The organism is Mycobacterium lepromatosis (assembly GCF_000975265.2).
In the GTDB taxonomy this organism is placed as follows: domain Bacteria; phylum Actinomycetota; class Actinomycetes; order Mycobacteriales; family Mycobacteriaceae; genus Mycobacterium; species Mycobacterium lepromatosis.
The window spans coordinates 1,604,616-1,624,838 of sequence record NZ_CP083405.1; the positions used below are offsets into that span (position 1 = coordinate 1,604,616).

Here is a 20,223-nt window from a genome sequence, read left to right on the forward strand (position 1 = left end):
ATTGCGGTCGCCCGATTACAGGACAGTTCGCACGGTCATATAGTCTACAATGGACTAACTTTGTCGTCGGATTTGGACGGACTACACTCCCGTTGTCCTCGCTGCAGCCAGCGTCCCTGTCCTGTCATCTCGCGGTAACCAGTGGAGTGCTGGATGGCGTAGAGTGGGACCTTGGCACACATCGGTGTCCCGGTGAATGGGTAGCCGTCAAGGATTCGAGCTGTCTAAACTTTTTAGGTCTTCTTGCGAAGCCGGCTTTTTTGTTGCATTCGGTGCAGGTGGATGACGACGGTTAGCTAGTTGCCGGCATGGTTCGTGCGCTGGGCCGCAATGTGCGTGCTTTGGTCGTCTCTAGTTGTGCGGAAAAACCTGACCAGCAGGATGCCTCATCCGCAGATCTGGCCGGCACGCTACTTAACCTGTTGGCCGGCCCGGTTTGACGACTTGCTGGACTATAGGGGACAACCACTCCGCGGGTATTTCCGGGGCGCCGCTGTACACGTTCACCGGATCCACCAAGAACTGGGATTTTGTGCTGTCAGTGTCTAGGGCTGACGGACCGGAACTACGGGTTGCTGTCCTGGCCGGAGACCACCGCACATCGAACGAACACACGGACGACTGTGGCTTGGATTGGGTTCGGTGAGCCACCTCAGGATTGTAAGAACTGGCCGTAGTTGTGGTCTGATCAGGCGCGGTGACGCGCCTCATCTGCACAGTCTAGGAGCGCTATGCTAGTAGTCGAATCCGACTGCTTACCGCGCTGGACGAGCGTAACGTTACTGCTCACGGCTTATCCGGGATCAATGTTTGGATAATACCGGTACTCTATATAAGGCGGTTTCGATCGCCCGGCTGCTTGACAGCGGTTGGGTCGCGCCGCCGGGAACACACTTCCGGATTTGCGTCAGTCTGAGCATGTGTATCACCATATCTGACCTGACGGCCGACGAGATCGAGCTGTCGGCGACGACGCAATTGCACACCAACGGGCAGCCCAGCATTTCACTTAAGCGAGCCAGCGGCGATGCGTGGGGTAGGGTCCGGGGCCAAAGAACACCGATTGACCGTCATTCGGTGGGATAGAGGTGGCCCCAGGACGTCGCGATGTTATACCACCGAGTGGACCTAGTAGCGCACAATCACGAACGAATATGTCGTTCTTTCAGTGGCTTTGACGCCGACGCTCGGTGAATCTCAAGCCAGTATCAGGATCACATTGACCGGCGCACGTCTTGCATCGGCGCCCAGATTGGGGGCGATCACAAGCCTGTTGCAGTGCAACATGATCCCGCGTTGGCCTTCGTCGTAGTAAACGACGAGGTGCTCCAGCGCGTCGTCAACGGCCTAAATCTTCTCGATAACGATCCACGCGTTCGGGCCGAGCAGCGCCTCGCAACCAATGCAAATACTGGTAGGGATTTGACAGACTGTCGGGGGTGGTCGATGCGCACGCCGTCGACAAGTCCTTCGGGGAACCAGTGTGTGACTTAGGTGTGGTTTGCGTCGAACACCGTGTGTCCCCTGACCTCATCCCAGCCAGTGAGGTGATCGAACTAGAAACGACGAGAACCACAGACCTCGCTTCACCACCCTATAAGCCGGCAGCGTGGGCGGTCTTGAACATGCGGCAGCACTGTCAATGTCGGTGCTGGGGGTGACGGGCAACGTTAAATCGCCCAGCAGTAGACCCCGTTGACTTTCAGGTCATCGACATTATCGTCAGATACCAACAGGACAGCACGATTCGGCTGCGATCTTAGTCAAGACCAGATCGATATAGAAGAAAGTTGCTCAGGATGAACACCGATCGTGCCGTAAGACGTCCCACTACAATGGGTTCTTCTCGGGCTTTTTGCTTCCCACGTGGTTGGGCACGATGTCGACGACCAGGCTCTTACCACGCTTCCGCGCCGAGGCCGACATCCGCGCCAGGCCATAGATATCGTCAAGTTTTACGGAAGTTGTTGTCGGGTCGGTGACGTTGTATCCGTGGCTGGACTTGTGGCCCGCGGTCGTAATGGGGTGGGTACAGATAAGTCACTCTAAGCTCGTCGAAATAGTACAGCAGGTCTTCGGTAGCGGCGAAGGTGAACCCGAGTCCGCGGGACGAACTGTGCGGCTGCAACCGATAGATGGATAGAACCGGAAAAGCTATGTTTCAGTCCTTCTTACGGAGGACCAATAGCGATCGTGCCGGAACTGAGATTTTTTGTTCGGCCGTCACCGCCAGGTCGGTATCACCGAAGAGTCGTTGGTGTCCAGCTTCATGGTCCACTCTTGCTAGTAGTCGTCGTTCAGTGTGACGAACTCCATGTCATGGTCACGAGCGTTGAAGCACAAGATAAGTGAATTTTCGACCTTCAGCTAACCGTGGGCGTTGGGTGCGGTAATGGCGTAACCATTGAGCAGCTGCGCCACGTACTTATCGAAGCCCCTACCCCAATCCTTTTGTTTCATAGCGCGATATCGTGGACTTTGTCACCACTGCCGATTGGTTGCTTCTCGAAGAAACGGTGGCGACGGAACAACGGATGCTACTTGCGTAAGCATGTCGCTTTGCGCGCAAAAGCAAGCAAGTCGGCATTCGCGTAAAGCAAGACTCAATCTATCCAAGACAATTCGAATTCTTGGCAATACAAGTTGCTGGTGCTCAGTTGGTTACTTTCGATATCGTCGCCATGTGCCATCACGGGTGTTCCCCGGCTAACCATCAAAATGACCAAAATGTTACGCATTTGGCAAGCGCGCAGCGGTAGGATTTCGGGGTCGTTGCTAGGTCTTGCGACACTGTAATGCCACGAGCTGTTATGATTTTTTTGTTGCTGTTGTCTTAGCCGCTGGCGTTGTTGTTTTTCTCGTTGTATGACGACCAAGTTGTTGAGCGTGAAGCCATTGTTTGCGGTGACGAAGTTGGTACTGGTGCTGGGGTGCTGGCCGGTAACCTCGTAGAGGTCCTACGACCCGGTCAGCCGGGAGGCGAACTCACCGCGGGTGGCCGGCTCACCTCGCCAGTAGCCGCTGCACGTTGTAGCGGTACTTGCTGTTCCATTCGGCCCATCGCCCCGGGAAATGTCCTGCTTGGTAATCACCTTCGTCGACATCCCACAGCTCGGCGATCAGCTTGAACCTGGTTGACCACAGTATCCTGTTGTACCAGATCGAAGAACGCCGACAGCCGGTTGACATCGTAGAACTCACGGACCAGTGTAGACGCCAAGTCGAACCAGAGCTCGTCGACGTGCATTTCGAGTACCCAGTAGTGCAGTGAGTTCATAATCAGCTATCGGGTGTGCGGGTGACGGATAGTGAGGCTGTTGTCGATTCCAGTGAATTCCTTGTAAAATTGCACCTCCTCGTCAACAAGCCGGTAATAGGCGGTGTTGTCGATACTGCGAAGTTGATTGTCGGGCCTAGATGATTTTCTTCAGTTGTGTGGTTCTAGACTCCGTTGAGGATGACCGCGATGTTGACTTCATGCAAGCTGCGCACCATAGTCTTGAACTCGGCTACCGTACTGCGGTCTTGCAGATTAGACGTGTACAGGCAGTGCGGGGCGAGGAACCCGAATTGTGTTGTAGAAAGAACCAATAGGTTCACAAGCCTAGGTGCAGCAGCTGGTCGTGCAGGAATTGGTGTACTGGTGTCAGCGCAAGGGTCGTGACGTTGAGCGACTTGAGGTGATCGATGATCGCCGGGTGTGCTAGCCCGGCGTAGGTACCACAGAGTTCTTCGGGGGTGTTCGGATGGTTCTGTGTAATGCCCTTGACATGGCTTCGTAGATGGTGGTCCCGTGGTAGAGGATGAGCAGTGTTCGGTTGAACGTCCAGTCGAAGAACGGGTTGATCACCACGCTGGTTATGTTGTGGTTGAGTGAGTCGACCATTTGGGGAGTAGCTGTGGTCTGCTGAGTTGCTTTGCAGGTCAACAATATCTACATCATAGGGAAACAAGCGCCTGGCCTAACGTTAAATCACCGTGGAGTGATTTCCTACACGGGTCGAGCAGTAGTTTTTTGGGGTCACATCGGTGGCCGGCCCTCGGATTGAATGGTCCGTGAAACGAAATCTGTAGTGCTGGCCCAGTGGGCGATGTTCGGCAGATAGGCATGTCAGATGCAGCTGTTCACCTCGTTTAACAGGGATCCGCTAATTACTGTTGTCGTCGGTGATCAGGCGCAAGTAAACTTTGTCGGCGGTTTCGGAGAAACAGCGAAAAGTTGATGTCAGCGCCGTCATAGTTCTCCCTAAGCGTATAGCCTGTGCACGGCTACAGGTAGGTCTATGGTCGGCTCGCGCGCTGCATCCGAAAGCGCCAAAGCCATGGCTGGATTGCTCCACGATATTACTCGATCTTATCCATGTTGGGGTCCGGTTCTGGGTGCGCTAGCTACCACCAACCCGTGTTTTCTGCGATCTGTCGGCCGAGCTCGTCGGCCAGGGTGCGCACATAGGTGGGCGATAAGTGGTGAGTGCCATGGTAGATCAGCACATTCCCTTCGACCGCGCGGCAGATGTCCGGTCGGCAGATCGCGTCGGACATATCAAGTGGTTTCAGTAGCGAGAATTGTACAACGAAATTCAGAGTGGGATTGCGATCGGCCAACACGTCGGAACGCTTGATTCCGCACGACACCGCGTTGCCGCCTTTGGCCAGGCAGTCCGCTGGATTGGATGGTTGACCATTTTTGACTAGCCACGGGGTGTCCCGCATGGCGAGGACGGGAATGTTGTTGTTGGACAACGCTTGCCAGATCCCAAGGTAGGTTGCTGGCATAACGTCGCCGGGTTTGATATTCCATGGACGGGTCGATGTAGTGAACACATAGTCGGGACGGTCGGATAATAACTTGGTCATCGTCGCTTGCACCCACTCCCGGCACTGCGGGTACGGCGCGTTGTTGCCCATGATCAGTGGGACATGTTCAGTGGACAACGGGCAACCCATTTTGAGATAGGTCACCACTTTGAAGTGGTGCAGCTGCCCAAGCAGGTCCAGCGCAGGGAGCCAGTGTTCTGCGTGCGACCCGCCCGCTAGCGCTATGGTTCGGTTGGCACTGGCATCGCCATAGGTGCAGTTGACTACGGCCGGGGTGACGAAGTCACTGATGCAGCCGTCTCGAGTGGAGGCTGGCAAGTCGTCCTTGATTTCCAGGACAGTGGGCCGCATCGGCAGGGTGGGTACTCGCGCGTGGGCGGTCAGGGCACGCGCACCCGGATAGTCCTGGGCATTAAGGGTGCTGAGCTCTTTGCCGGTGGCGCGCAAAACGATGACGTGCTGGCGCCAGGTGAATGAGGTTGCGGTCAGCGCGAAGCCTAGCAACACCACTATTGATCCTAACGCTATCGTCGGCCGGCGCAGGCGCAATTGCCAAGAGGCAGTCCGGGTGGGCGACGAATATTCGGTGTTGGCGAGTGTGCGGTACCTTAGCGGGTTCTCGATGAGCCGGGTGGTTAGATAAGCTAACAATCCGGACACCAACAGCAGCGCGGCACCTTCGACGAAATTGGCGTGGTGGTGGCCAGTATAGGATAGCCAGAAGATCAGCAGCGGCCAGTGCCATAGGTAAAGCGTGTACGCCATTGCGCCCAGCGCCATCAGCGGTGCGGTCGCCAGCAATCGATTGGGTAGTGGCATGCTGGCACTAGGACCGGGCCGGCTTTGCCGGTTGGCCCCGGCAAGGATCATCAGCATTGCCGCCCCCACGGGCACTAGGGCCCATGGGCCGGGGAATTCCTTGACACCATTGATCAAGACTCCGCATGACAGGATCGCTGCCAGCGCGACTGTGGCTACTGCAGTGCGTAGCCAGGCTGGCCAGCGAATATAGGGAACTGCTGCGCCGACAAGCGCTCCTAGCAGCAATTCCCACGCACGCGCGAAGCTGTTGTAGTAGGCCGTAGTTTGGTTAGCTTGATGGGCAAAGGTTGCGTAAATGAATGACGCGGTCATTAATACGCCTAGCAGCACCACGAACATTATCCGCAGCTGGGCACCCAGCGGGCGCCTAAATAGGTAGGCGCATCCGGCAACCAGCAGCAGGAAGGCGATGTCGAACTGCCCCTGCACGGACATTGACCATATATGCTGTAACGGGCTGACAGCTTCGCCCGCCCGCAGATAGCTGGATTCGGTACCGATCAACTCCCAATTCTGATAATAGCCCAGACTGGCCAGACTTTGGTCGGCGAATATCTCCCAGCGAGTCTGTGGTTGCACCACGACGGTGAGCAGCGCACAGCCGGTGAGCACCACGACCAGAGCCGGAAGCAGTCGACGAACTAGCCGGATTACTTCGGCTATCGGCGACAACGAGGAGACCGGGTTAAGCACGGCGCGAAGGATTTTGCCGCCGAAGAAGAAGCCGGACAGTGCCAGCAACACATCCACACCGCCGGACGGCCGACCGAACCAGACGTGGAATATGGCCACCAACGCGATCGCGATGCCGCGCAAGCCGTCGAGATCGTGACGATAGAACTTCGTGAGCACCGCGGCGCGCGCTCGCGGAGGAACGGGCTTTGCGGTAGCGACCGGTAGAGAAGGCGGTGACAGGGTCTGCATGATTGACCGCCAATTTACCGAAGACCGCCACCTGTTTCGGAGTGCGCTCTGCGGCAAGTAGGCTCAGCGGATTCGTTGAGCATCGATGCTGTCAGCGAGGGAGCAGGTGGCTGTTTTCAGGAACTTAGCAAGCCTCCGTTGGAGGGGCTACCGCTCGGTACTGACCGGAGCGGGTCGCAATGGCACCTGCAAAGGTATGTGCTGCAAGGGTGCACGGTGCGTTGGCGTTTGCTGCGGTGCCGGCAGGGTTGGCACTTGCTGCGGAGGTGCGTGCGACTGCAGGGGTGCTTGTGGCACTGCTGTCGGTTGGGCCCCGAGAAGCCGGACCAGGTAGGGTGCCATGTCGTTGCTGCGTACTGGCGACACTTGGACGACTTCGCCGACCTCCACCATCCGCCCGTCGCCCAAATACAGCGCGACGCTTTCGGTGCCTTCGGGGCCGAAGAAGATCAGGTCGCCTTTGCGTGCTTGCTGCGGTAGCACCTTCTGTCCGACGTGGTACATTTCGCCGGACGAGCGTGGAAGCTTAAGTCCGGCGCCGGCGTAGGCGTATTGGATCAGGCCCGAGGCGTCGAAGCCGACAGTTTTGCTACTGGTACCGGTGCCGCGAGTGGGGCCGCTAACACCGCCGCCGGCCCAGGAGAACGGCATGCCGCACTGCGAGAGAGCGCGTCTGACGACGATGTCGGTGGTTTGCTGGTAGTCCGTCGGCCTGGTGCCGGAATCGGCGGATGCGAGACTGCAAGTGAGTATCGAGGTTACCAGCAGTGTCAGGCCGATCACGAAGGTGTATATACGATTCATTGGATACCAATCTTCTGGGCCTTCACGGGCGTTTTGGGCCTCAGCGTAGTGCTTTCGCGCATCGGCCTGCTATATTCATGACTCACGCGAGGTTTACCCGCTGGGGTTGAGCGCCGCATGCCGCATGGGAACGTGAATCACCACTGAGTCACATCAGTCACTACCGTAACTTTTACAGCAGAACTTGGCGGTGGCCCATAGCTTACCTAGTTCACCAAGGATTTTTTGTCGTAACGTGACTGGACGGTGACTGATATACTCACTTTTGCTTGCAAAGCTGTAAATTTGGCTAACCATAATACTCACATGTGTGGTCGCACCGTGTGGTGACCCAACACAGTGGCGCCGTCAGAACCGATAACGTTCGCTGGAGTTGGTCATCAGGGAACCGGCCACAGCGCTGACTAGCAGGATGGCGAACGACCGGATCGGCCAGAAGAACATATACCAGCCCTTCAGGAGGGGCACGAATGACCCGATGCCGCACCAATATCGCCCCACGCCACTGGCAGGATCCACATATCGATTCCGTATGGCACCGGTCCGCAAGTACCTGCCGGATAGGCCGTTGTGACGAAACCGATATAGCCGTGTTGCCCAATCTGTGGCCATGGCCAGAATGAATAGCAGCGCCCATGGCGTGACTGTGCAAATCCTAGGTCCTAGACGGCTAACCGCAACCGGAGTGTCCGTGCTGGCTGATCGCTGGAGGCATCGACGTCATCGCAGTTGTGGCCCGCGTTGGCGCCTGACCGGTGGTCGATTTCGTCGGTAGGAAATGGGTCCTTGGAGCCGATACAGCGGATCAATGACATCCAATGCCCCCCGGATTGTCGGGGGTTGTGTGACCCACAGCAGTACGGCTCGAGACGATCGAGTGTGACCCCCGGCTAATCCGCACTCTTGCTTTACCCTCGATCTCTATGTCTAGGGTGACTTCCGGGTTGACGCCCGAGCAGATCGGCGCGATCGACGCCGCCCATCTGTGGCATCCCTATAGCACCATTGGTGCGGCGACTGGCGTTCTACCGCCCGTGGTCGCGGTCGCCGCCCACGGCGCATGGCTGACGCTGATCCGCGACGGCAAGCCGATCGAGGCGCTCGACGCGATGAGCTCCTGGTGGACCGCGATCCATGGTCACGGTCACTCAGTGTTGGACGCGGCACTGACTACCCAACTGGGCGCGATGAATCACGTCATGTTTGGCGGATTGACTCACGAACCTGCGGCCCGGTTGGCGCAGCTCCTGGTGGACATCACCCCGGCGGGTTTGGAGACGGTCTTCTTCAGCGACTCCGGGTCGGTTTCAGTGCAGGTCGCGGTGAAGATGGCGTTGCAGTACTGGCGCAGCCGTGGCCAACCGGCCAAGCGGCGGCTGATGACCTGGCGTGGTGGCTACCATGGGGACACCTTCATACCGATGAGCATCTGCGACCCCGATGGTGGCATGCACTCGCTGTGGACCGACATTTTGGCTCGGCAGGTGTTTGCCCCACAGGTGCCCCGCGACTACGACCCTGCTTACAGTACGGCGTTTGAGACGCAGCTGGCGCAGCACACCGCCGAACTTGCGGCTGTGGTCGTCGAGCCGGTGGTGCAGGGCGCCGGCGGGATGCGCTTCCACGACCCACGGTATTTGTGTGATGTGCGCGATATATGCCGACGGCACGACGTATTGCTGATTTTCGACGAGATCGCGACCGGCTTCGGGCGTACCGGTGAGCTTTTCGCCGCCGACCACTGCGGGGTGAGCCCGGACATCATGTGCGTCGGCAAAGCCCTCACTGGCGGATACCTGAGCCTGGCCGCCACCTTGTGCACAACCGATATCGCACACACCATAAGCGTCGGTGCGGTCGGCTCGTTGATGCATGGGCCTACGTTCATGGCCAATCCGTTGGCCTGTGCCGTGTCGGTGGCCAGTGTCGAGGTGCTGCTAGGCCAGGACTGGCGGTCCCGCGTTGCCGAAATATCGGCTGGCCTAACGGCTGGGCTCGAAGCTGCCCGGGGCTTACCCGGTGTGATCGATGTGCGTGTGTGCGGTGCTATCGGTGTTATAGAATGCGACCGGTCGGTCGACCTGGCCGTTGCCACCCCGGCGGCGCTGGATCGACGTGTCTGGCTGCGCCCGTTCCACAACCTGGTTTATGCAATGCCGCCATACATCTGCCCGCCTGTCGAGATCGCCCAGATCACCTCCGCGATGGTCGAGGTCGCGGGACTCGTAGGCTGAAGGCCCATGAAGGCCCCGATCGAGACGTCACCGCTAGCCTGGCTGGAGGCAGTGGAACAACAGCTTTGCGGGGCCGGGCTGCGCCGTTCGCTGCGGCCGCGCCCAGCCGTTGCCACCGAGCTGGATCTGGCCTCCAACGACTATCTCGGTCTCTCTCGACACCCCGACGTCATCGACGGCGGCGTTGCAGCGTTGCGGGTTTGGGGTGCAGGTGCCACCGGATCCCGTCTAGTAACCGGCGATACCATACTGCACCACGAATTGGAATCCGAGTTGGCCGAATTTGTCGGCGCCTGTGCCGGCCTGCTGTTTTCTTCCGGGTACGCTGCCAACCTCGGGGCTGTGGTCGGTTTGTCCGGCCCGGGTTCGCTGATCATCTCCGATGCTTATTCGCACGCGTCCCTGGTGGATGCTTGTCGGCTTTCGCGGGCGCGAGTGGTGGTGACACCGCACCGCGATGTCGACGCCGTGGATACCGCGCTGAGGTTCTGCCACGAGGAGCGTGCGGTTGTCGTCACTGAGTCGGTGTTCAGCGCTGACGGTGTGCTGGCCGCTGTTTCGGAGTTGCATGATGTGTGCCGTCGGCACGGTGCGTTGCTCCTCGTAGACGAGGCGCACGGCCTCGGTGTGCGAGGTGGTGGGCGCGGGCTGGTATACGAAGTCGGGCTGGCGGGTGAACCCGACGTGGTGATTACGACGACCATGTCTAAGGCGCTCGGCAGTCAGGGTGGTGCGGTTCTCGGGTCGGCGACGGTGCGTGCTCACCTGATCAATACCGCCCGTCCGTTTATCTTCGACACTGGTTTGGCGCCCGCGGCGGTAGGTGCTGCGCGGGCCGCGCTGCGAATCCTGAAGGCTGAGACGTGGCGTCCGGAGGCGGTGCTGCAGCACGCCCGAACCCTGGCCACGATCTGCGATTTGTCCGAGCTTCCGCAGTCGGCGGTTGTTTCGGTGGTGTTGGGCGATTCCGAGGTAGCGTTGGCCGCTGCGACCGCCTGCCTGGACGCCGGTGTACGGGTGGGCTGCTTCCGGCCTCCGACTGTGCCGGCTGGGACGTCACGGCTGCGGTTAACCGCGCACGCGTCTCTCGATAGCACTGATCTGGAGGTGGCGCGGCAAGTGTTGACGGACGTTCTTGGTAGCCGTTCTGTGGCGCGCCGTTGACCGTCGTGGTCGTTACCGGCACTGACACGAGAGTCGGCAAGACGGTCGCTTGTGCAGCGCTGGCGTGTCACGCACGTCAGGCTGGTCTCGAAGTGGCGGTGTGCAAACCGGTTCAGACCGGAACTCAGATCGGAGACGATGACCTCGTCGAGGTGGCCCGACTATCTGGGGTGACCGAACTCGCCGGCTTGGCGAGATACCCGCAACCACTGGCGCCAGCCGCCGCCGCTGAATACGCCGGGATGGCATTACCCACCCGCGAGCAACTGCTGGAGCTCATCGCCGGCCTGGATCGCCCGGGACGTTTGACTTTGGTCGAAGGCGCCGGCGGTCTACTGGTCGAACTCGCTGATGCGAGCGTCACCTTGCGTGATCTCGCCGTCGAGCTAGGTGCACTAGCACTGGTTACGGTCGGTGTGGAATTGGGCACCCTCAACCACACCGCGTTGACTCTGGAGGCGTTGACCACACGAGGGGTTTCGTGTGCCGGCTTGGTGATCGGCAGCTGGACGGGGCGGCCTGGTGCGGTGCAGGCATCCAATCGGTATGCACTGGCCCGGCTGGCTCCAATGCGGGCTACGCTGCCCGCCGGGGCCGGATCGATGGACGCCGCGGACTTTGCGGCGATGAGCGCGGCGGCCTTCGATCGGGACTGGGTAACTACGTTGGTCTACTGATGGTTCATTCGCTGGAGCTGGTCTTCGACCCCGACACCAAGTCGGTGACCTGTCGCATTTGGGACCAGCTGGCCAGCGCCGGAATACTCAGCCAGGAGCCAGCTAGCCGTTCGCACGTGACGTTGGCCGTTGCTGAACATATAGGCGCCGAGGTCGACCAACTGCTAGGTCCGGTGAGCCAGCGGCTGCCGCTGGATCCCACGATCGGTGTGCCGGTGCTGTTCGGCCGAGTCAACGTAGTGTTCGCACGACTCGTGGTATCAACCAGCGATCTTTTAGCCCTGCACGCCGAGGTGCATCGATTGTGCTTTCCAGGGCTTTCTGGGCCGGCTGCCAGCGGTGGTTGCCCTGCTGCCCAACATCTTGCCCGATCAGTGGACTGTTGCACATGTCACGCTGGCCCGTTGGGTCTATGGTGCTCAACTGGGGTGGGCTTTGCGCATAGCGGGCCGACAATCACAGATTGACGGCTGCTTTGCTGGCCTGCGGCGCTGGGACGGCAACAAGCGCATCGAGTACTAGATTAGCTTACCGCGCGGCGCCGGGTGGTCACCAGCAAAGCATTGACTCGGTGGGCCCAACCCCGCGGCACGACGGCCAAGCTGTCGCTCTGGCTGACGGCAACGGGTTTGTTCAGTCCTAGACGGCTGCCCTAACGTGAACACCGTTCATGTCAGGCCGCGAAGAGCCTGGTGAACCGCCTCGGTGTCCGCAAGCTCGGGACCCTAGTTAAGACTTGAACGTGAAGGAGTACTGCGTGATTCAGGCGGCGACTCGGTCAACTAATGGTGATACCGAAAACCCTGACATCTTGGCTCAGGCTCGCCATCAGGTGCTAGAGCGCGGTGAGGGCTTGAGCCGGGACCAGGTGCTGCAGATGCTGCGGCTCCCCGACGACCGACTCGAGGAACTGCTGGCGTTAGCCCACGACGTGCGGATGCGCTGGTGTGGCCCAGAGGTCGAGGTCGAAGGTATCATCAGTCTGAAAACCGGTGGCTGTCCGGAGGATTGCCATTTCTGCTCGCAGTCTGGGGTGTTCAGGTCGCCGGTGCGCAGTACCTGGCTGGATATCCCCAGCCTGGTCGAGGCAGCCAAGCAGACTGCCAAGTCAGGTGCCACTGAATTCTGCATAGTGGCGGCGGTGCGGGGACCCGACGAGCGATTGATGTCCCAGGTAGCGGCTGGTATTGAGGCGATTCGGAACGAAGTCGAGATCAATATCGCATGCTCGCTGGGGATACTAACCGCCGAGCAGGTGAAGCAGCTCTCGGGCATCGGCGTGCACCGCTATAACCACAACCTCGAGACGGCCCGCTCGTTTTTCACCAACGTTGTCACCACGCACACCTGGGAAGAGCGCTGGCAAACGTTATCGCTGGTTCGGGACGCCGGCATGGAGGTATGCTGTGGTGGTATTCTCGGCATGGGGGAGACAGTCGAGCAGCGCGCAGAATTTGCTGTTGAAATAGCCGAACTCGGCCCCGATGAGGTTCCGTTGAACTTTCTCAACCCGCGGCCCGGTACCCCCTTTGGTGACCTTGAGGTGATGTCGGCCAGCGAAGCATTGAAGTCGGTGGCTGCGTTCCGATTGGCGTTGCCGCGCACAATCCTGCGCTTCGCTGGCGGCCGCGAAGTCACCCTGGGTGACCTGGGTGCCAAGCAGGGCATGTTGGGCGGCATCAACGCAGTGATCGTGGGGAATTACTTGACCACGTTGGGTCGGCCCGTTGAAGCTGACCTGGAGTTGCTCGACGATCTGCAAATGCCTATCAAGGCACTTAATGCCAGTCTATAGAAAACGAAGGATTGTGGTTCGAGATCTTCCTGCTCCGATCGGTGCGAGCATCTACAACATCTATACCGGTGTCAAACGACGGGATGAACTCGCGGGCGCTCCGATGCCCGCAGTGGCCCAGTTGGGCCTGGAGCCTCCTCGGTTTTGCGCGGAATGCGGACGGCGCATGGTTGTGCAGGTTCGTCCCGACGGCTGGCGGGCCAAATGTTCGCGGCACGGAGAGGTGGACTCGGTCGACATGGAGGCAGAGCGGTGACCGAACATTGCACGTCGGACATTTCCGATGTCTCCTGCCCGCCGCGGGGGCGTATGATCGTTGGGGTGGTGCTGGGCCTTGCGGTGACTGGCGCGTTGATCGGCGGGCTGTGGGCTTGGATTGCTCCACCGATCCATGCGGTAGTGGGGCTCACGCGGACAGGCGAACGAGGGCACGACTACCTGGGCAACGAGTCCGAGCACTTCTTTGTCGCGCCATGCCTGATGTTAGGTTTATTGACTGTGGTGGCGGCGATGGCGTCAGTGCTGGCGTGGCAGTGGCGCGAGTACCGTGGGCCGGGGATGGTTATCGGGCTCTCGATTGGCTTGATGACCTGCGCTGCAACTGCGGCAGCGGTGGGGGCGCTATTGGTTTGGATGCGCTATGGCGCCTTGAATTTCGACGCAGTACCGTTGTTAGATGACCAAACAGTGGAGCATGTCATTCAGGCACCGCCGGTGTTCTTCGCGCACGGACTGCTGCAAGTAGCGGCTACCGTGCTATGGCCGGCGGGAATCGCCGCACTGGTGTATGCGGTGCTTGCGGCCGCGAACGGACGCGACGATCTGGGCGGCCGACTAGTAGTCGATAAACTGCGAAGGCGCTATCCATGGAGCCCGAAGCTTCCGTGCCGTAATGGTTGTCCGGGCTGTTGATGGACGCACTTTCCCGCCGATGATGACCTTGGTGCGATTATCGTAAGTCGTGCTAGGTTGATGTACGATTGAGAGAGTGGGCATCTTTAGCCAACTAGTCCTGATGAGCGGATCGACTGGCGAACCGGTCCGCGAGCCAGCTCAAGGTTTTGAGGGGGCAGACAGCGACAGCGGGTTCAGCGCCATGTGTTCGCTGAACGGGTCCCGGTTATAGGTGACCCGGGCACTGCCGGCCTAATATCTACCTAATATCTAATTAGGCGTCGGCTAGCACGTCGATTAGGTTTAGTCGTGGATGGCTTGCAAGATCAAGACGGGTGGGTTGGCGCCTCGGAGCCTAGCCTGATGTTGTCGAAGACCAGAGCAACCGTCGGTCTGGACAGAGTTTCCGCGAGCGGTTTGTCGATATAGTCGCTGATGTTTTTCCCGCCATCTTGATCTTGGTGACCGCGCCCACCGTATTCATCTTTTTCAGCTATGATAGCAGAGCGTGTCCTTCGTCGTTAGCGTGCTCTTTGATGACCTTGTTCAGGGTGGGGTAGGTGGTGTGGAGGGCGACCACCAACAGTGCTGGCAAACTTGCAAGGAAGCCGCCGTTGAGTTGGCGGAAGGTATGACCACGGGTCGTGGACCGGTTGATCCCGGCACCGCTCCGACGATGTCCAGCTTGGGTGCATACTCGGCACATACTTCAGCAGCCCGCGTGGGGTTGGTCAGTTCGTCGCTGGAATATCCCCTACAGCTTGATGGGCGCTACTGGGGACAAATCTGATGAAGCTCAGAAACCCAGGGCAGCCCGGATGCCGTCCAGCACGTAATAGGCCAGGCCTCATAGAGCGCACCCCCATAATCCGGGGGGCCCTCGTGGTCGGGTACCGAGATGGCTCATCCCTCGGCGAGGGCAGCGATGATAATCAAAGCTTGAACTGGGTCAGTGACCCAAAAGCCTTGGCCTTGTCTTTGCAGCGCATAGGACGACAAACGGTGGGGTAATAGTATTCGATCGCGCACTGATACGACGACAGCGGGCCGGTCTGGCCAGGGAGGATCACCATGGTCACCATCGCCTCTGGCTTGACGTTCATGTCCATCGTCCGGCAGAGCAGCTGGCTCGTGGTGAAGGGTTGCGGGATCAAGTCTAGGAACGCCATCTCGACGTTGCGGGAGCGCAGCACGGCCCTGGGGAGTATAGCTAGGCGGGTGGCCTGGTAAAGTAAGTTTTTAGACAGCAGCGGTGGATGTACATTTGTGTTGCAACTTCTCGTGCAGCGGTCGTCCGGTCAGTTCCGCTCGTCGCCGCCAGATTGGCGCGCTCCATTAAGAGGCTCTCTTCGCGGTCAGTCGTTATTCGTGTGCATGAACGGCCGGCTACCACGCCATCGGGTTGTGTGGTTAGCGTGTTCATGCCGATATCCACTGCCCTAACAACCCTAACAACGCCGTGTTGTTTCCGTCAGTACAGGTGGTGCCCCAGTTATAATCGCGTAGTTAATTCCCGGGTGGCCGCAGCGCGGCAAATTCGTCAGTAACCCTCAACTGCGAGTCAGTGAATTGGTACAGCGCGGCCGGGCGTCCCCCGCTACGGCCTGACTGCGCGACGGTTCCGGTCTGGATGATGACTCTGCGACGGGCCAGTACCCGTTGCAAATTTGTCGCGTCGACCTGATAGCCTAGCGTTGCACTGTAGATGTCACGCAGTGTTGATAACGCGAATTCCTTTGGAGCCAGAGCGAATCCGATGTTTGTGTAGGACATTTTGGCGACCAGTCTGGCGCGTGCATGCGTCACCATCGGACCGTGATCGAAGGCCATCGATGGCAGCGTGCTCAACGGGTGCCAGCGGGTGTCTGGCGGCAACTCGGGGGTGGCGGGGGAGGGCACTAATCCCAGAAAGGTGGATGCGATCATCCGAGTGCCCGGTAGTCGGTCAGGTTCGGAGAACACGGCGAGTTGCTCCAGATGTGCGAGCTCCCGAAGATCGACTTTTTCGGCCAATTGGCGTCTAACCGAGTTGGTCATGTCCTCGTCATTGCGTAGCCGTCCGCCCGGCAGCGACCATGCGCCCCGTTGCGGATCCCGGGAACGTTCCCATAACAGTACGCTAAGCTGTGGTTTTGCCTTTTGCGGGACTTCCTGCACCTGCGCGGTAATTCGGCGAATCTGGAACACGACTGCGAGCACTTCGTGCGCGGTGCTAGCATAGGCCATGTTTTCGATTATAAGTCGAAAACCTCCTGTGCCGAAAGGAACTGCTGTGACGGTGCTGAATGGCATGGAGCCGCTCGCCGGCGACATGACTGTCGTGATTGCTGGCGTCGCCGATCCACCCGCTGGCTACGCCGACATGGACGGTGACGAGCAATGGGCTGCTGAAGTTCGTCGGCTGACGCGATTACGTGGCGCCACCGTGCTTGCGCACAACTATCAGTTGCCCGTCATCCAGAACGTCGCTGATCACGTGGGGGACTCGCTGGCGCTGTCGCGGATCGCTGCCGAGGTGCCCGAGGAGACCATCGTGTTCTGCGGCGTGCACTTTATGGCCGAAACCGCTAAGCTCCTAAGCCCAAACAAGACCGTGCTCATCCCGGACCAGCGGGCAGGCTGTTCACTGGCCGATTCGATCACCCCTGACGAGCTCCGTGCCTGGAAGGATGAGCATCCCGGCGCCGCCGTAGTGTCTTATGTCAACACCACGGCGGCAGTAAAGGCGCTCACCGATATCTGCTGCACCTCGTCAAATGCCGTGGACGTGGTCGCGTCCATCGACCCCAGTCGCGAGGTGCTGTTCTGCCCAGACCAATTTCTGGGCGCCCACGTTCGTCGCGTGACCGGCCGCAAGAACGTGTATGTGTGGATGGGGGAATGCCATGTGCACGCCGGGATCAACGGCGACGAGCTCACTGATCAGGCTCGCGCAAATCCCGACGCCGAGCTGTTTGTACACCCGGAATGTGGTTGTGCTACCTCGGCGTTGTACCTCGCTGGTGAAGGCGCGTTCCCGCCAGACCGAGTGAAGATCTTGTCCACTGGCGGTATGCTAGCTGCTGCTAGCCAGACGCAGTACCGCAAAATTTTGGTCGCCACTGAGGTCGGCATGTTGTATCAGCTGCGCCGGGCAGCACCGGAAATCGACTTCCGCGCGGTCAACGACCGCGCGTCGTGCAAGTACATGAAGATGATCACTCCCGGTGCACTGTTGCGCTGTCTGGTCGAAGGTATCGACGAGGTTCACGTCGACTCGGAAATTGCAGCGGCAGGCCGGCGCAGTGTGCAGCGGATGATCGAAATCGGGCTGCCTGGCGGTGGCGAATGATGGTAGCTCCCGACTGGAAGCATACGGCCGACGTGGTGGTAATAGGCGCCGGCGTGGCAGGCCTGGCTGCCGCGCTTGCCGCCCACCGCGCCGGCCGCAACGTCGTCGTACTTAGCAAGGCCGACCAGCGGCGCGGCGAGACAGCGACACGCTATGCGCAGGGCGGCATCGCAGTTGTGTTACCGGACTCCGACGATTCTATCGACGCCCATGTTGCTGATACCCTGGCGGCAGGGGCGGGCATGTGCAATTTCGACGCCGTATATTCGATTGTAGCCGAAGGCTACCACGCGATTACCGAATTAGTCGGTTACGGAGCGTGTTTCGACGAATCAGTTCCCGGACGATGGGCGGTGACGTGCGAGGGCGGGCACTCGCGGCGACGTATCGTGCACGCCGGTGGCGATGCCACCGGCGCCGAGGTGCAGCGGGCGCTCGACCACGCTGCTGACGTGTTGGACATTCGCACTAGCCACCTGGCCCTGCGAGTGCTACACGACGGTACCGTGGTGAACGGAGTGGCGGTGCTCAACCCAAATGGATGGGGCATAGTCAGCGCACCTTCGGTGATCCTAGCCTCCGGTGGGCTTGGGCACCTCTACGGCGCGACTACCAATCCTGAAGGGTCCACTGGCGATGGAATCGCTCTGGCGCTGTGGGCTGGTGTGGCGGTCAGCGATCTCGAGTTCATCCAGTTCCACCCGACCATGCTTTTCGCGGCGGGTATTGGAACCGGTGGTCGGCGGTCGCTGGTCACCGAAGCCATCCGTGGTGAGGGTGCAATTTTGCTTGATCGCAAAGGCAATTCGGTAACAGCAGGGGTCCATCCACTGGGTGATCTGGCGCCGCGCGATGTTGTCGCGACTGCTATTGACGCACGGCTGAAGGCCACTGGTGATTCGTGCGTTTACCTCGATGCCCGCGGCATCGACGGCTTCGCTTCTCGGTTCCCCACCGTCACCGCCGCATGCCGGACCGTTGGCATCGACCCGGACCGTGAACCGATCCCGGTTGTTCCGGGGGCACACTACAGCTGCGGTGGCATCGTCACTGATGCGTACGGTCAAACTGAGCTGGCTGGGCTGTTCGCCGCTGGCGAGGTGGCTCGCACCGGGATGCACGGTGCTAACCGTTTAGCGTCCAACAGCTTGCTGGAAGGCTTGGTGGTCGGTGGCCGAGCCGGAAAGGCTGCAGCCGCACATGCAGCGGCGGCTGGGCGTTCGTGTGCATCGGTGCTCGAGCCTGTCACCCATACCGCGCTGAAGCGCCGTGAACTCCAGCGCGTGATGAGTCAAGACGCCGCGGTGATGCGCGACGTTGTCGGTCTGCAGCGGTTGTCCGAAACGCTGGCCGAGGCGCCGGTCCGCCACGTGACCGGTCGCCGCGATTTCGAAGACGTCTCGTTAACGCTGACTGCTCGGGCAGTAGCCGCTGCGGCCTTGGCCCGCAATGAAAGTCGGGGTTGTCATCACTGCACAGAGTATCCGGACGCCGCACTAGAACACGCTCGCAGCACCGTGATTCGACTGGCTGACGACCAAAACTCGGTGCGTGCGGAGGCATTGGCGGTGGCGGGTTGATGATGCTGTCCGACTGCGAATTAAATGCGGCGCGAGACAGCATTCAGCGCGCTCTGCATGAAGATCTACAGTACGGGATCGACATAACTACGCAGGCCACCGTATCGGCCGGTACGGTTGTCACAGCGTCGATGGTGCCCCGCCAGTCGGGCGTGATCGCTGGGGTGGATGTGGCGTTGCTGGTCCTCGATGAAGTGCTCGGCGCCAACGGCTACCGGGTTCTCGATCGCGTCGAGGACGGTGCCCGGTTGCAATCAGGTCAGCCGCTGCTGACCGTGCAGGCAGCGGCCCGAGGGCTGTTGACGGCTGAGCGGACCATGTTGAACCTGGTCTGCCATATGTCCGGGATCGCCACCGTGACGGTGGCCTGGGTTGACGCCGTACGTGGCACCAAAACCAAGATCCGAGATACCCGCAAGACGCTTCCTGGCCTGCGTACGCTACAGAAGTACGCGGTGCGTGTCGGCGGCGGTGTCAACCATCGACTGGGACTCGGTGATGCCGCATTGATTAAGGACAACCATGTTGCCCTTGTGGGATCGGCGGTCGACGCGCTGCGGGCAGTGCGGGCAGCTGCTCCTGGGCTGCCGTGCGAAGTCGAGGTGGACTCACTCGAGCAGCTTGATGCCATGCTGGCTGAGCATCCTGAGCTGATCCTGCTGGACAATTTCCCAGTGTGGCAGACACAAGCGGCGGTGCAATGTCGAGACATCCGAGCACCTACCGTCCTGCTCGAATCGTCTGGTGGGCTGAGCCTCGAGAACGCGGCGGCTTACGCGGAGACCGGCGTAGATTACCTCGCCGTCGGTGCGTTGACTCATTCGGTGCGCATCCTCGACATCGGCTTGGATTTGTAGGTTTACCCGAGCAGCAAGGCGCGGGTAGTGGGTTTGGCAGTGTTGATCCTCTCCCGAATAGCTGGTGATTCGGGAGAGGATCAACACTCCTTAAATTAACTAGATCAGTGTGAGCCCAATTTGTTCCGCGTGTGTCGTTGGTCAGTTTTCCGTGCGTCGTCGATTCTCGAGCGCCGCATGCCAACCTATGAATCCACGTGCATACGCTGTGTGTATTAGGGCACTCGCGTTTACCCACTCGGTGGCGATCGGCTCTATGGGGCAGCCGTCGCGCTAGTTACCTAGCCGGCTTCGCCACGAGTAGGTCGATCGCCATCAACCCC

14 protein-coding genes and 2 pseudogenes are annotated in these 20,223 nt (G+C 59.8%); 10 read left to right on the top strand and 6 right to left on the bottom strand.

The genetic code is table 11. The features are described from left to right. Window positions 1-2,161 precede the first annotated feature (2,161 nt). From MLPF_RS16245 to ripD, 3 genes and pseudogenes are all read right to left on the bottom strand, one after another. Window positions 2,162-4,224, bottom strand: a pseudogene (locus tag MLPF_RS16245) (glycogen debranching protein). Between the two features lie 165 nt (window positions 4,225-4,389). Continuing rightward, window positions 4,390-6,564 carry an acyltransferase family protein gene (locus MLPF_RS07730; protein WP_045842981.1) on the bottom strand — a complete coding sequence of 725 codons (2,175 nt, stop codon included), beginning with the start codon at window positions 6,562-6,564 and terminating at the stop codon, window positions 4,390-4,392. A gap of 147 nt (window positions 6,565-6,711) precedes the next feature. Beyond that, on the bottom strand, window positions 6,712-7,368 hold the full coding sequence (gene ripD, locus MLPF_RS07735; protein WP_045842982.1) for an NlpC/P60 family peptidoglycan-binding protein RipD: 657 nt from the start codon (window positions 7,366-7,368) through the stop codon (window positions 6,712-6,714). A gap of 923 nt (window positions 7,369-8,291) precedes the next feature. Between ripD and MLPF_RS07740 the strand changes: the two genes are divergently transcribed. The 7 genes and pseudogenes from MLPF_RS07740 (at window position 8,292) to MLPF_RS07770 (ending at window position 14,150) form a co-directional block, all read left to right on the top strand. Beyond that, entirely contained in the window at window positions 8,292-9,602 is a 1,311-nt protein-coding gene (locus MLPF_RS07740; RefSeq protein WP_045842983.1) for an adenosylmethionine--8-amino-7-oxononanoate transaminase, read from the top strand. Between the two features lie 6 nt (window positions 9,603-9,608). Continuing rightward, entirely contained in the window at window positions 9,609-10,766 is a 1,158-nt protein-coding gene (locus tag MLPF_RS07745; RefSeq protein WP_045842984.1) for an 8-amino-7-oxononanoate synthase, read from the top strand. Continuing rightward, entirely contained in the window at window positions 10,763-11,443 is a 681-nt protein-coding gene (gene bioD, locus MLPF_RS07750) for a dethiobiotin synthase (protein WP_045842985.1), read from the top strand. Before MLPF_RS07745 ends, bioD begins: the two co-directional genes overlap by 4 nt. Continuing rightward, window positions 11,443-11,965: pseudogene (locus MLPF_RS07755) on the top strand (2'-5' RNA ligase family protein). The gene bioD and the pseudogene MLPF_RS07755 overlap by 1 nt, the downstream one beginning before the upstream one ends. A 235-nt stretch (window positions 11,966-12,200) precedes the next feature. Beyond that, window positions 12,201-13,238, top strand: coding sequence for a biotin synthase BioB (gene bioB / locus MLPF_RS07760; RefSeq protein ID WP_045842986.1), 1,038 nt, complete (start codon window positions 12,201-12,203; stop codon window positions 13,236-13,238). A 13-nt stretch (window positions 13,239-13,251) separates the two neighbouring features. After that, complete coding sequence (bsaP, locus tag MLPF_RS07765) at window positions 13,252-13,494, top strand: biotin synthase auxiliary protein BsaP (protein WP_045842987.1); 243 nt, start codon at window positions 13,252-13,254, stop codon at window positions 13,492-13,494. Further along, the gene (locus MLPF_RS07770; protein ID WP_236685001.1) at window positions 13,491-14,150 is read left to right on the top strand and encodes a DUF2567 domain-containing protein; all 660 of its coding nucleotides are present in this window, start codon (window positions 13,491-13,493) and stop codon (window positions 14,148-14,150) included. Before bsaP ends, MLPF_RS07770 begins: the two co-directional genes overlap by 4 nt. A gap of 475 nt (window positions 14,151-14,625) precedes the next feature. Here MLPF_RS07770 and MLPF_RS07775 read toward each other — a convergent pair whose 3' ends face one another. The 3 genes from MLPF_RS07775 to MLPF_RS07785 all read right to left on the bottom strand — a co-directional run bounded on the left by MLPF_RS07775 (window position 14,626) and on the right by MLPF_RS07785 (window position 16,358). Continuing rightward, window positions 14,626-14,838 (bottom strand): lipase family protein, encoded by a 213-nt coding sequence (locus MLPF_RS07775; RefSeq protein ID WP_050039075.1) that lies wholly within the window; start codon window positions 14,836-14,838, stop codon window positions 14,626-14,628. A gap of 226 nt (window positions 14,839-15,064) precedes the next feature. Then, window positions 15,065-15,325, bottom strand: a complete 261-nt coding sequence (locus MLPF_RS07780; protein WP_236685003.1) for a hypothetical protein — start codon at window positions 15,323-15,325, stop codon at window positions 15,065-15,067. 313 nt (window positions 15,326-15,638) lie between these two features. After that, window positions 15,639-16,358, bottom strand: a complete 720-nt coding sequence (locus tag MLPF_RS07785; RefSeq protein ID WP_045842988.1) for an NUDIX hydrolase — start codon at window positions 16,356-16,358, stop codon at window positions 15,639-15,641. A 64-nt stretch (window positions 16,359-16,422) separates the two neighbouring features. On the opposite strand from MLPF_RS07785, the gene nadA reads away from it, so the two are divergent. From nadA to nadC, 3 genes are read left to right on the top strand one after another with little or no spacing between them, the layout of a single operon-like run. Continuing rightward, the gene (nadA, locus tag MLPF_RS07790; RefSeq protein WP_420329600.1) at window positions 16,423-17,463 is read left to right on the top strand and encodes a quinolinate synthase NadA; all 1,041 of its coding nucleotides are present in this window, start codon (window positions 16,423-16,425) and stop codon (window positions 17,461-17,463) included. After that, window positions 17,463-19,043 (top strand): L-aspartate oxidase, encoded by a 1,581-nt coding sequence (locus MLPF_RS07795; RefSeq protein WP_162196914.1) that lies wholly within the window; start codon window positions 17,463-17,465, stop codon window positions 19,041-19,043. The genes nadA and MLPF_RS07795 overlap by 1 nt, the downstream gene beginning before the upstream one ends. Beyond that, window positions 19,043-19,900, top strand: a complete 858-nt coding sequence (gene nadC / locus MLPF_RS07800; RefSeq protein ID WP_045842991.1) for a carboxylating nicotinate-nucleotide diphosphorylase — start codon at window positions 19,043-19,045, stop codon at window positions 19,898-19,900. The genes MLPF_RS07795 and nadC overlap by 1 nt, the downstream gene beginning before the upstream one ends. The last annotated feature ends 323 nt before the right edge of the window (window positions 19,901-20,223 follow it).